Consider the following 13,234-nt stretch of genomic DNA (forward strand, 5'->3'; position numbering starts at 1 on the left):
TGGGCATAAAATACCTTTAAAATAATTACCAGCTGAATTCTATGTGCAGCATACCGTCGCGCCTCTCCATTCTTTACCAAGGCATATACCAATAGAATACTTACTATCAGGTAGTTAGCAAACCAATAAATTCAAAAAACCATATATATAGTGCGGTATTTATAAAATTTTAATAAAAAGACGCTTTACAGGAAGCTCATTTTTATGAAATTTCAATGTTTAATTAAAACTTTGCTGGCCTCATATTTGACAAGGAATACGCACACAACTACCTTACGCTCTAAGTCGCTTTACTGCGATGCAACAGGGCTAATCCCTTACATACTATTTATTGATCAGCATTACACTAAAAAAGGTTAATCAGCAGCATCTGCATCCGGAAGTGATGCGCCGGACAAATCAAAACCATTATGCAAGTAAACTATAAGGCAGCCCCAACCCTGGCTCATACAAAACAGCCGGTTTCTACTGTGCAGCATGTTGAACAGGCTTGGCTAATAGCAACCTGGATTCTGTTGGCGATGGGCCTGTTCTTCAGACTTTTCCATTTCTTCGATGATAGATCTTTATGGCTGGATGAGGTTTACCTGGCCACCAGCCTTGCCAAAATGGACTTGCTGCAATTGACTTTCTCTGATCTGAAATTTGAGCAGAAAGCTCCGTTAGTCTTTCTCTGGATGTGTAAAGCCGCCGTTATGCTGTTCGGAAAAAGCGACATGGCTTTCCGGCTCTTTCCGCTGCTCTGCGGCATACTGTCCCTTTTCCTGTTCCTGCCGGTTGCCCGCTACTTCCTGAGACCATGGGGAGTAGCTGTCGCGGTCGGCCTGCTGGCACTGGCCCCTCCTCTGGTGTATCATAGTGTCGAGATCAAACAATACAGCGCAGAACTGCTGGCAACAGTTATGTGCCTATACCTTTACACCTGTTATCAGGCAAAGCGTTCTTACAGGCAGCTGGCCACCTGGGGGCTGCTGGGCGCACTGATCATCTGGATTTCCTTTACCTCCATCTTTATTCTGGCAGGCATCGCCATAGCCCTCTCCGGATACTACCTGCTCAAAAAAGAATGGAAAGTAGTAGCAGTCCTTCTTATCCCTTTCAGCATGTGGTTAGCCAGCTTTATTATTAACTACCTTTTCTTTACTTCCAAGCATGCGGCAGACTCGGAGTGGCTTTTGTATTACTTTAGAATAAGAGGCGGTTTTATGCCCCTGCCGCCAGACTCTCTCTCCGATCTGCTGTGGCCCCTACAATCAGCTGGCACAAGGCTTATGCACTACCCGCTCGGCCTCTTGTGGGATGTTTCTTCCATTCCGAACGCAGCCCTGCAATTTATTTTGAGGCGGCCCCTTATTGGCATTTTATGTGCCGGTGCAGGCCTGTTTTATTTCTATAGGAGAAATAAAAAAGTATTGCTGGTGCTGCTGGTGCCTTACGCGCTGACGCTGGTGGCCTCGGCACTGGAAGCTTACCCCATGTATGAGCGATTAACCGTTTTTCTGGCACCTATTTTTATCCTGATTATTGCTACAGGCTGCGAGAGACTCATCAGCCTGCTACGCCCGTCTTTCAGCAGTTGGGCCTTGATTTTACCGGCCCTGCTGCTGGCGGCTCCTCTCTGGACCTCGGCCAGCCAGGTTGTGGATCCTGATCTCTTCGGGAACTATAAAAAAGACTACTACAAAGAAGCTTTTCTTCATATAAACGATCATTATAACAAAGGCGATCAGGTATACATCTACTGGAACATGCTGCCGCCCTACCGCTTTTACAAAGACACACAGAACTTAAGTTACAATGCCATAGAAGGCAGCGACTTCCGGAGTATTTCAAAAAACGCCACTGATTATTTCAGCAAGCTTAGCCCCGAAATAGAAGCCGTAAAAGGGGCAAAAAGAGTGTGGCTGTTGTACAGCAAGACCCGGGGAACAAAAATAGGCGAGTTTGAGCGACAATTTGCCTGGTACTATAATTCGGTTTATGGAGGAAAGAAACTACACAACAAATTCAGGCAATTAGGGAAAGAGCTGGCTGCTTACGAAACTCCTGAGCTTAAAGTAGTTTTATTCGAGTTAAAGTCCAACTAGCACTTCGCCACATTAAAAATCACAAATTCAAAATTAGAAAGGATGGCAGATTTGCTGCTGCTGATGGCTTCAAAAGCACTCAGCAGCAGCAAGGAGGCTCTGGAGGGGCTTTTTCATTAGAATAATTTAGTTTAATGTGCTAATGGGTTAATGTGCTGAAGTTCTATTTTTTTGATTTGAAGATGAGAAGATTTGGAAATGAGTTGCCTATTTCTTTGTAGGCAGGATCGAGTTTTCACTCTTAAAATGGTCTTGTGTCTTATGTCCTGCATCCTGTGTCCATTTAAGCAGCAACAGCAAAAACCTCCGGAGGGGCTTATTCATTTGAATAATTGATGTCGCCAAGGAGGCAAGCCCGCTACCAGGCCGGGTGCTACCTGACGCTCCTGATAATTGACCTGAACCCTTAAACAGCATTGTATCCGATGTTCCTATATTCTTCTTTAACGGCCCCACTGCTTGTAAGCAACCACCGGAATTCTGCTTCCTTGCAAAGCGATTCCGGCAGGCAGAAGCTGCTTCTTTGGCTGACCCTGCTCATCATTGCCGCTGGTGTGTTCCTGAGGCTCTACCACTTTATCGATAACCGCTCTCTGTGGCGGGATGAGCTGTACCTGGCCGTGAGCCTGATCAGAATGGATTTCTGGGAACTGGCCACACAACCTTTAGCCTATGAGCAAAAGGCACCGGTCGGGTACCTGTGGGCCGTAAAACTGCTGGTCGTGCTTTTCGGAAAGGGAGAGATGGCCCTACGCCTCTTCTCGCTCCTGACCGGCATAGCCACCATCCTCTTGTTTGTGCCTGTTACGCGGTTCTTCCTGAAGCCCTGGGCAGCCTTGCTTGCCCTGGCTATGCTGGCCATAGGCACTCCGGCTGTTTACCATGCAGTAGAGGCAAAGCAGTATGGCACCGAACTGTTTGCCTCTGTGCTGGCGCTGTACCTGTTTATCCGTTTTCATCGCCAAACCGATTTTGTCTCTCTCCTGCAGTGGGGGTTGGCCGGAGCAACGTTGCTGTGGTTTTCTTATTCGGCCATCTTTGTGCTGGCAGGCATCGCTTCTGCGGTTTGCCTGCACCTGCTGCTACAAAAAGAATGGCACAAGATGTTCCGGTACGCCAGTTCCTTTACACTCTGGCTTATCAGCTTTGCGGCTGTCTATGTCCTTTACCTGGGCAGGTACCAGGATTCTGCCTGGCTTACCGTTTTTTTTAAGCAGTTTTACGATGCGTATATGCCCTTGCCTCCTGCCTCCGCCACAGACTTTCAGTGGTTCCTGCACAAGGCAGGCTCCCTGCTCACCCACCCACTGGGCCAGACAGTTACCCTGCCGGGGCCTTTTTCGCTACTGACCGGGCCGCTGCGTTTGGTGCCGCTTATAACCTTAGTGGCAGGCGTGGTGCTGTTGCTAAGAAAAAACAGCCTGCCATGCACAGTTTTGGCCTTTCCTGTTTTGCTGACGCTTATTGCCTCCGGCCTGAAACTATATCCTTTTCATGAGCGCTTCGTCCTTTTTCTGGCGCCTATGCTCCTTTTGTTTATAGCGTACGGAGCGCAGGCTATCAGTGCCCTTCTTGCTGATAGAGCAGCCGTAAAGCTGCCTTTGATACTGCTACTCATGGCTCCGCCAGCCTGGAACGCTGCCAGGCAAGCCGGCAACACAGACTTGTTTCCTAAAAAGGAAGCCAACCGCGAAGCGCTCCTCTACCTTAACGAAAGCTACTCAGCAGGCGATGCAGTGTACATTTACTGGAACATGTGGCATGCCTATGCTTACTACAAAGAGGCCTACAACCTTAAATTTACCGCAACCGGAGGCAAAGACCTGAAAACCAGTTCTGCTAACCAACAAACCTACTTCCGGAAACTATCTGCCGACTTTGATAACTTTCAGGGCCATAAGCGCCTATGGTTTCTGTATCATGCGCATATAAAAAACAATATAGGAGGTTTTATAGGCAAGCCGGCATGGTACTTCGATAAATCATTTGTTCCGGGACAAATGCTGGAGTCCGCCTTCTCGGCTTATGGCGAAAAAACAAAACAACGGTTTGATGTAAAAGAAACAGTCGTTTCGCTTTATCAGCTTAGCCCGGAAAAAGCACCTGATTAATTGCAGCGTGCTCCTAAGGCTGGGTTGGGATTGGAGAGCTGCTATTGGCCCCGATGACCGCCAACTCTTACCCTCTTCAGCACCACCTCACCTGCGTAATAGTTATAATTAACCAGCATAATTGAACAGACTAAATTTTTTGCCCAGATCCATGGATTTAAGTTTCTTACCCCCCGTATCTATGGCTAAACCCAAGATGCCGGCCACGCCAGCTGCCCCTCAGCAGAAGAGCAGCACAAACATAATGCTTTGGTGTGTCATAGTGATAGGAGTTGCCTTGCGCCTTTTCCATTTCTTTTACAACAGGTCGCTCTGGATGGACGAAGCCTTTTTAAGCATCAGCCTGATAAAGATGAATTTTCTGGAGCTGGCTTCGCCCCCGTTGGAGTATGAGCAAAAAGCGCCGCTTGGTTATCTTTGGGCAGTAAAACTACTGCTATTGCAGTTCGGAAATGGTGAAATGGCACTCAGGCTTTTTTCCCTGCTGAGCGGCATAGCGTCTCTGTTTCTCTTTCTGCCAGTCGCCCGAAAATACCTGAACAACCTTGGCGCAGCTGTTGCCCTGGCCATACTGGCGCTGGCTCCTCCGCTGGTTTTCCATGCCGTAGAGGCCAAACAATACAGTACGGAATTGTTTGCCACCATACTGGCTTTATACCTGTATATGCGTTACAGTAACCGGCCCGAACTCCAGCCACTACTGCGCTTCGGATTATGGGGAAGCCTCCTGCTATGGTTTTCCTACTCCTCTATCTTTGTACTGGCGGGCATAGCAGGCAGCATGTGCCTGAAATTTCTGCAACAGAAGGCATGGAAGACGATGCTCCTGCACTTCATTCCATTCAGCATGTGGCTGGCTAGTTTTGCCATAAATTATTTCCTGTTCACCTACAAACACACAGAATCAGACTGGCTGATACGGTGGTTTGAAGTGCGCAGCGGTTTTATGCCCCTCCTGCCCACCTCATTATCTGATCTGAAATGGTATTTGCAGGCCGCCTATAAATTGTTAGACTACCCACTCGGGTTGCTATGGAACTTTAATTTAACCACCAGCTCCCTGCTGCTGGTGCTGCTAAAGATGCCCCTGCTGTTTTTTCTGGCAATGGCCGCAGGATTTCTCTCGTTTTACAAATCCAACAAGCAGCATTTAATGATATTGGTACTGCCCTTGCTGCTCACCTTGCTCGCCTCTAGTCTAAAGCTGTACCCCTTCTACGAAAGACTTACCGTGTTTCTGGCACCCTTGCTAATTCTGCTCCTCGCCCGCGGGGTACAAACAGGTAGCAGCCTTATCCCTTCCGGCTACAGAAAATGGCGCTACAGCCTGATTGCGCTCGTGCTGGCCTGGCCTGTCCAGAGTTCTGTCTCGCAAGTGCTAAACCCGGCGCTGTTCGGAGGCGAAAAAAAACATTCTTTTGAGCGGGAGGCGCTGATGTATATCAATGATCATTTCCAGGAAGGCGATGTAGCCTATATCTACTGGAACATCGGGCATACCTACCGATACTACCGCGACGTAAAGGGCCTGGACTACAAGGTTATTGAAGGAAAAGACCTGCACCTGGCCTCAGATAACATAGATGAGTATTTCAGCAAACTGACCCCGGACCTTCACACGATTGGGGAGCACAAACGGGTATGGTTAATTAAGCACAGAAGAAATAAAGTAAATATCGGTGCCTACGACGGACAGCCCGAATGGTACCACAAAGAAGAAGCAGGAGCCAGCATACAAAAGGTGCTATCTGCCATCGGCAACAAAATAGATGCATTTGAAAGACCGGATGTTAGAGTAACGCTTTACGAATTAAGCAATGCTGAATAACTTTTAATTTCTGCAACAGCTGCACAGCCGCCAGTGCAGCTGTTGCAAATGCATCCGGTGCCTGATGTTTATTAAAACCACAGCTGCTCCTGCCAGGAGTTCTGGTAAATACCTGTAGAAAGGGATTCCAACAAATTATTCTAATGAAAGTAGCCCTCCGGAGGTTTTGCTGCCGCTGGTGCTGCTGCTTGCTGAACTAATGCCTGCGGCTACTCCTTTCTGCCAGAGCGCCACGATCTACAATTCTACTACTCCTAAGCCCTCAGGCGGCATTCCCGCTCTTGCTGACCAGGTATTTTGCCATTGGCTTCTTCTGAAACTCGATCCATCGCAAACGCATCAGGTTTTCTTTCTGCTTGCCCGTGTTTCCAAACACAACGTAGAGATCGTGTATTCCACCCGGGTCCAGGATGGCGGCATGTTGCGTTTTCCATACCTCCCAGTTTCCGGTCGGCTTAATCTCCAGGCGGCTAATTACCTGCCCCTTTGCAGACCCCAGCCGGATTTCGATATAGCCCTCACTACCAAGTGCTGAGAGCTGGTAGGCAATACGGTCTACTCCACGCAGGTCGATGTCCTTTAATGTCAGATAGGCGCCTGCCTCCATATCGCCTAAATAGTAATCCCCTTTACCTGCCGGCACCTTCGCTACTCCCATGTAGCCGTCGAAGCTGGTAGCCTCCATCTTCGGATGACGCAGCATCAATTTGCGCGTGCTGGTAAGCGGCTCTGTTTTAGGTCCGCCACCGTCGGTATAGCTAGCCGTAAACAAGTATTTGCCGTCTGCTCCATCTCCAAAATGCTTATCCAACGCCAGGCTGCCAGCAGGTGGCAGCGAGCGGGGTTTAGACGCAGGTTTGCCTAGCATAAGTATGTAGCTGATCATGGCCGATGCCTCTTGTTCAGTGAGCTGTGGATGGGGGTTCATGGCATGATTTCCCCATACACCGCCCCCTCCCTGTATTACTTTTGCCGCCAGTTTTTCTACTGTTGCCTGATCTGCCTTGTATTTGCTGGCTATTTCCAGGAAAGCAGGACCAATCGCTTTTCGATCCAGCGTATGACACGACATGCAGTCACTACTGCTTATTAGCCTGCCAATCGCGTCTGCGTCTGGAGGGTCGGCAAACTGGCTCTCGATCTCCATACCGGGTATGTCTTTGCCTTGCGGCAGGTAGTCCAGCCTGATTGTTAGCCGGCTGAGGTCAATTTCCCGGTCCTCCTTATCCTCTACCTTTACCTGGTACTCAAAGGGTTGGTTATACCAGTAAAAAGACTGGTTAGAAGCAGACACCATGCTGATTTCGGGCCTGGAGTTGCCCAGCTTCAGTTTTATGGCGCGCTGCGAACTCATGCCCTTCCCATCGGTAACGGTGAGCACTGCCAAATACTGCCCCGGTTCTTCAAACGTGAAGGTCGGATTCGGGTCTCTTCCCCCCATTGGTTTTCCGTTCAGTGTCCATTGTATCTGCAGCGCGTCGCCTTTATCATAGTCGAAGGAGCCTTTGCTAGAGAAATGAACCGTCAGCGGCAAAGCTCCTACTGTTTCACTGGCGGTGGCCACTGCCACAGGGGGCCTGTTGCCCATGTTATACTCGATGCGAACCAGTTTGCCACCCTCCTTCAGAAAGCCCCAGGGGTCGCCAAACTCCAGCACATACAGCGCCCCGTCAGGGCCAAAGTCCATGTCGATCGGGTTCGTGAACTTTTCTTTTGGCATAAAGGCCTCTATGCGGTCATAGTTGTAAGCTGCATCCATGTAAACCGCCTTGATCCAGTTCCGGGACCAGTCTCCAATAAAGAGGACCTTATCGTAATATTCCGGAAATTTTATTTTGGAAGTAGACCTTGCATTGTAGTGATACACCGGGCCTCCCAACGCACACCGGGCTCCCTCGCCCAACTCAGGAAACTTTTCGGAGGGCGCATAGGGGTAGTAAATAAAGGCAGGTGCTGCCGGAGGCATTTTCTTGCTGCCGGTGTTGTTAGGAGAGTAGTTTACCGGAGCCTCTGGGTCGAAGAAAGAGCCTGTCTTTCCGGTAGCAAAATCGAAGGCAGCGTACGGGTAGTTATCGCCGATAAAATAGGGCCAACCGTTATTACAGGCTTTGCGCACCTGGTTAATCTCGTCATACCCGCGTGGGCCACGGGTGCTGTCTTTTCCGGCATCGGGCCCCACTTCTCCCCAATACAGGATTCCTGAGGGCTTGTCTACCGCAATACGGAACGGATTCCGGCAGCCCATCACATAAATTTCCGGCCTGCCCTCCGAACCATCTTTCCGGAAAAGGTTATTGGCCGGAATAGTATAGGTGCCGTTTGGCTGAGGCGTTATGCGCAGAATCTTGCCCCTAAGATCCTGGGTGTTTCCTGAGGAGCGCTGCGCATCGTTATAAAGCTGTTGCGGGCGTTCATCTATCGGGCTAAATCCGTCGGAATGAAGCGCATAGGAATTATCGCCGGTAGCAATGTAAAGGTTACCCTCGGCATCGAAAGCGAGAGAGCCACCTAAATGGCCGCTCTGGTTAATGTCTAACGGAATTTTGAGCAGTATTTTCTCTGAGGCCAGATCCAGCCCGCCCGCCGCCAGCGTGAACCGGGACACAAGCATCATGGCCCCTTTGCTTTTTGGTGGCGTATAAAAAAGATACAGCTGCCTATTTGTTGCGAAATCAGGATCGAGTGTTATCCCCTGCAGGCCGTGCCCGGACTCGGTGGCATCTACAGGCACCGTGGCAATCTTTTTGGTAAGGTTGGCAACAGGATCGAACTGAAACAAGTTTCCTTCCCGCTCTATCACCAGCACGGTACCGTCATCGGCAATGCTTAGTTCCATGGGTTCTTTCAGATCATCGAAAAGCAGGTTATAGTGGTACCGGCTAAGCTCCTGCAAATGATTTTCTGCTTTGCCCTTCTCCTGCCAATCCTCCCCTGTCACAAAGCGGATCACGGCCGACAGTTGCTCCTGAAAAGCGGAGTTCCCAGATCCCATCAGGTTCAAACTTAAATTGATGAAGGTCACTCTGCTGCCATTATGCTCGTAGTTCCTGAACCCGGCAGTTGCGTCTAGTTCCTTACCGCCAAAGGCAACCGGCAAAATCCGGCCGGGTGTATCATCCTTGAGCAGCCTCTCATACCAGGGCCAGGTGCCATCGCCGGTCAGGTCAGCCTGCATACAGATAAAGCCTCCGCCTGTTCCTACAAACTTCTCCAAGCTATGCCGCTGCGACTCGCTCAGGGCAACTGCCGGCACATTTAGAAATACGACAGCCTTATAAGGTGCAAGTCTCGGCTCGGTAAGTACGCCAGGATCATCAGAAAAATCGATCAACACATGTTGCGCTGCGGCGGCTTCCTGAATTTCCTGCAGCCAAATCTGGCTACGGCCATCATCGTCAGCCTCGGCAGTGAGCAGGACCAGGATCTTGTGCTGCCGGTGCTGCACGCTGCAGGCAAAGCAACCTATCAATAAAGCAAATACCAGTAGCTGCTGCAGGGCAGCAACAGCCAGAAAAGATAATTTCATGTATAGCGTGCGGATAAATAAAATACTCTGATAGAAAGGCCTGGCCTGGTCCGTGCTGATACATCTGCCGGTTCCATCGTGCTACAAATGCCCTCGCTTGAGTGCTTGGCCCCGATAATTTCTACTGGTAAAGCAGCTATTGTAGCGCAGGAAAAGCAGGCAGGATTATCTTGATTATTCTAATCAAAAGTGCCCTCCGGAGATCTCTTCTGTGCCTGATGCTGCTTTTACATCTCCAAACCGACAGCTCTTGATTGCGAATACTTCGCGCTTCGCCAAATTAGAAATAAGAAATCCCGGTCGCCCTATTCTCTGGCAGCTTCACAGGCCCTAAACCTTTCTAAAAATCAAATCGGTGGAGCACCGGCGCCCCTCAGAAGATTCCCTGCCGGTCCTGAGCCATTATTCTTATTAAAATGCCCCCGGGCAATTATTTGTGCTGCAGCAAAAAGCCGATAAAATTCTTTCTGCTGCACTCTCCTCTACTTCTTATGTGGGTATTTTTTTTCAATGATAGTACAATTATAATTAAAAATTATAATTAATCACATTAATATATCGTTAAATTCTAATACTTATTTCATTTTCGCCAGTCTGTTTAAAATGGCTGGCCAAAAATCTTTCAGCATATTGCCGGTTGTACTTACCTTTGCCCCTACATACTATCGCCATTACAATTACATGATCAACCCAAAACAGCTGGCCATTAAAGATTTTGTGTACAGGCTGCCAGAGGAGCGTATCGCTAAATTTCCGCTGCCGGAGCGCGACCAGTCCAAACTACTGCACTACCAGCAGGGAACCATCGCAGACTATAAGTTCACCGACATTCCGGAGCTGCTTCCTAAGAACACGCTGCTGGTTTTTAACAATACCAAAGTAGTGCAGGCAAGGCTGCTGTTTCAGAAAGATACAGGCGGCCTGGTAGAGATCTTTTGCCTGGAGCCCGTGCTGCCGCACCGCGAGGTGCAGCTGGCCATGCAACAGACGGGCGACTGCACCTGGAAGTGCCTGGTAGGAAACAACAAACGCTGGAAGAGCGATAGCCTGAAATTAAATTTTGAAGGAGGCACGCTTACGGCACTACGGCAGGCACAGCAGGAAGGGCATTTCCTGATCAGTTTCTCCTGGTCGCCGGCAGAGCTTAGCTTTGCGGAGGTGCTGGAGCGTTGCGGCCGCCTGCCGCTGCCCCCCTACCTGAACCGCGACCTCACCCCCGACGACAACACCCGCTACCAGACCATTTATGCACACCACCAGGGAGCCGTAGCCGCCCCCACGGCAGGTTTGCACTTTACGGATGGGGTTATGCGGCAAGTGCAGGAGCAGCAGATCGACACCGCCTACCTCACACTGCACGTGGGAGCCGGCACCTTTAAACCCGTGAAAGCCGACACCATGGCCGCCCACGACATGCACGCCGAGCAACTTATGGTATCGAAACAGGTAGTGGAGCAGGTGCTGCAACACCTCGGCAACCCTATTATTCCGGTTGGCACCACCTCCATGCGCAGCCTCGAAAGCCTGTACTGGCTGGGAGCGCTCCTGCTGCAGAACCCGGCACTGGCACCAGATGCCCTGCTCATAAACCAGTGGCTCCCGTACGAAACAGCAACACCACCCACTGCCACAGATGCCCTGCAGGCCATCCTGACCTACCTGGACCAACAGCAGACAGCATTTCTGCACGCCAGCACCCAGATCCTAATTGCGCCCGGCTACGATTTTAAGATTTGCTCCGGTCTTGTCACTAATTTCCATCAGCCCGAAAGCACGCTATTGCTGCTGGTGTCGGCGCTGGTTGGTGAGAACTGGCGAACCATTTACCAGCATGCCCTCGACAACGGCTACCGCTTCCTGAGCTACGGCGACAGCTCTCTGCTGATGCGGGAATAGCCATAGTTTACGGATCAGGAGCTGCAGCAGCAGAAGGTTAAGGCTACCGAGGGCCGTTTTGATTCGAATAATTCAGGTATTCATTGCTATTGGTTGGCTGTTGTACCACCTCCTGCTTTACCTCACTTCCCGCAAAAACCCTACAGCATAACAGAGAAATGAAGTAATGACAGAAGCAGGGCAAGGTTATTTATTCTCTTCCGAAAGTTTCTTGCTTTTATCATTCCGCCTGCCGCCTCTCTCAACCTGAAATAGTTCTTCTCGAGAGGAGGTAATTGAAATACTCAGGAAAGAGCAGCTGCATCAGCAACATAAAAAGCTCCGGAGGGGCAAAAGCATTCAAATAATCTGACAGATGACCTCTGAGAAACGAAGCACCAGGTTCCCGGCTATAGCTGAACCCTATTGGGGCGTCATCTTTATTCTGGTGGTAAACAGCATCAACTACTACCTTACCTACTCCGTTATCAGGTTCAACTTATTCTTTCTGGCCACCTACACCATCTATACGTTGCAGGGGCTTATTACCTGGTACGCCTGCTATTGGGTTATTTTCCGGCTCGACAAGTACCTGCCATACGAGGAGAACTTTCTGAAACGTGTGTCGGTGCAGGTACTGCTTACCAGTGTGGTGACGCTGTCGCTGATTACCGGCCTCACAGTACTTACCAACGTGCTGTTCACCAGCGAGCCTATGCAGCAGTGGTATATAAATGAGCAGGGAGAGCAGAAAAGCGGGCTGGGTTTGCTAACCGACACTTTTAACGGCCGCTTTGCCTTCGGCCACGGTGGTGCCGGCTTGGGTGCAGGCAGTGCCTTGTACTACTTTCCGCACAATGGCGCCATTGTCTTCCTCTCCGTTAACCTGGGCACCCTTACCAAATCACCCGGCGCCGACCAAGCAGAAGAGGCACAGCACAGGATACTGGAACTGCTGGTACAGTAATTGACAATTATAAATAGCAATCTGTTGATCTGTGGGTTGATGTTGGCTTTTAATTTTGTAAACCTACAGCGACAACCTCTTCCTTTGGCTACCAGTAAAGAAAGAGGTTAATGCTACAGCTACTCCTATTTCCCCTGTGATATCCCGAGGGCCACCTTGTGGTAAAGGAGGCGGTTAACATAAAGGAGGTAAATGCCCGAGAATTCCGGCTACATTAAAATAGGGTATCAGCTTTTATGTACCAGAGGTAATTTTGTAAAGGCAGTAGTGCAGCATCAGCAAAAAAACCCTTTAGAAGGCCAATTTCATTAGAATAATTTTATTTGTGCGGTAGCTGCCTTTTTGAAAGTATTGCGGCAGAAAGCTACAGCGCAAATAAAGCTAGCCAGGTGCAAAGAGTAACGATTTTTTGTTTGAGCGTTCAGCGAGTGGGGGGAGGGGTTCTCGATAAACAAAACCGTCTTGATTTTTTTTGTTCTTTTTGTGTCAAGTCCATAGCCTTCAGGCTAAGAAGGAGAAAGGCCTTCGAACACTTTATCTGATGCTTTTACATATTGAGCCGCCGCAGTGCTTGTTGGTGAAAAACACCCAACAAGGGCCAGCGATATAGCATTTTTTGAAATAACAGGATAAAAGTGCGTCTCTTAACCTGACGGGTATGGTATCAGGACAATAAGAACAAAGGCACCGGCCATGAAACAAAAACCTGCTGCTGTTACCGAAAAAAGCTGCTGTACTAACTTAGACTCCCAAGCCAGTGGCCATTGCCTTTGGATCTTGCCCACAAGCTCCTTCCAGTAAGACAAAGAGAGAAGGTGGATTAGCAATACAATACTTTCG

6 protein-coding genes are annotated in these 13,234 nt (G+C 49.5%); 5 read left to right on the forward strand and 1 reads right to left on the reverse strand.

Annotated elements, in window-relative coordinates:
- Positions 1-410: 410 nt before the first annotated feature.
- The 3 genes from FJM74_RS06840 (at position 411) to FJM74_RS06850 (ending at position 6,026) form a co-directional block, all read left to right on the forward strand.
- A complete protein-coding gene (locus FJM74_RS06840; protein ID WP_187261823.1) occupies positions 411-2,087 on the forward strand; it encodes a glycosyltransferase family 39 protein in 1,677 nt (558 codons plus the stop codon).
- A gap of 425 nt (positions 2,088-2,512) precedes the next feature.
- A complete protein-coding gene (locus FJM74_RS06845; protein ID WP_187261824.1) occupies positions 2,513-4,198 on the forward strand; it encodes a glycosyltransferase family 39 protein in 1,686 nt (561 codons plus the stop codon).
- 181 nt (positions 4,199-4,379) lie between these two features.
- Positions 4,380-6,026, forward strand: a complete 1,647-nt coding sequence (locus tag FJM74_RS06850; RefSeq protein ID WP_187261825.1) for an ArnT family glycosyltransferase — start codon at positions 4,380-4,382, stop codon at positions 6,024-6,026.
- 262 nt (positions 6,027-6,288) lie between these two features.
- On the opposite strand, the gene FJM74_RS06855 is transcribed toward FJM74_RS06850, so the two are convergent.
- Complete coding sequence (locus FJM74_RS06855) at positions 6,289-9,552, reverse strand: PQQ-dependent sugar dehydrogenase (protein ID WP_187261826.1); 3,264 nt, start codon at positions 9,550-9,552, stop codon at positions 6,289-6,291.
- A 681-nt stretch (positions 9,553-10,233) separates the two neighbouring features.
- Between FJM74_RS06855 and FJM74_RS06860 the strand changes: the two genes are divergently transcribed.
- Together FJM74_RS06860 and FJM74_RS06865 are read left to right on the forward strand one after the other, a co-directional pair.
- Entirely contained in the window at positions 10,234-11,448 is a 1,215-nt protein-coding gene (locus tag FJM74_RS06860; protein ID WP_187261827.1) for an S-adenosylmethionine:tRNA ribosyltransferase-isomerase, read from the forward strand.
- 355 nt (positions 11,449-11,803) lie between these two features.
- Positions 11,804-12,394 carry a hypothetical protein gene (locus tag FJM74_RS06865; protein WP_187261828.1) on the forward strand — a complete coding sequence of 197 codons (591 nt, stop codon included), beginning with the start codon at positions 11,804-11,806 and terminating at the stop codon, positions 12,392-12,394.
- Positions 12,395-13,234: the final 840 nt, after the last annotated feature.

It is taken from the genome of Pontibacter beigongshangensis (genome assembly GCF_014332515.1).
In the GTDB taxonomy this organism is placed as follows: domain Bacteria; phylum Bacteroidota; class Bacteroidia; order Cytophagales; family Hymenobacteraceae; genus Pontibacter; species Pontibacter beigongshangensis.

Coding starts and splice junctions, on each gene's coding strand:
- FJM74_RS06850 (WP_187261825.1), top strand. CDS start 4,380: ATGGCTAAACCCAAGATGCCGGCCACGCCAGCTGCCCCTCAGCAGAAG.
- FJM74_RS06855 (WP_187261826.1), bottom strand. CDS start 9,552: ATGAAATTATCTTTTCTGGCTGTTGCTGCCCTGCAGCAGCTACTGGTA.
- FJM74_RS06840 (WP_187261823.1), top strand. CDS start 411: ATGCAAGTAAACTATAAGGCAGCCCCAACCCTGGCTCATACAAAACAG.
- FJM74_RS06845 (WP_187261824.1), top strand. CDS start 2,513: ATGTTCCTATATTCTTCTTTAACGGCCCCACTGCTTGTAAGCAACCAC.
- FJM74_RS06865 (WP_187261828.1), top strand. CDS start 11,804: ATGACCTCTGAGAAACGAAGCACCAGGTTCCCGGCTATAGCTGAACCC.
- FJM74_RS06860 (WP_187261827.1), top strand. CDS start 10,234: ATGATCAACCCAAAACAGCTGGCCATTAAAGATTTTGTGTACAGGCTG.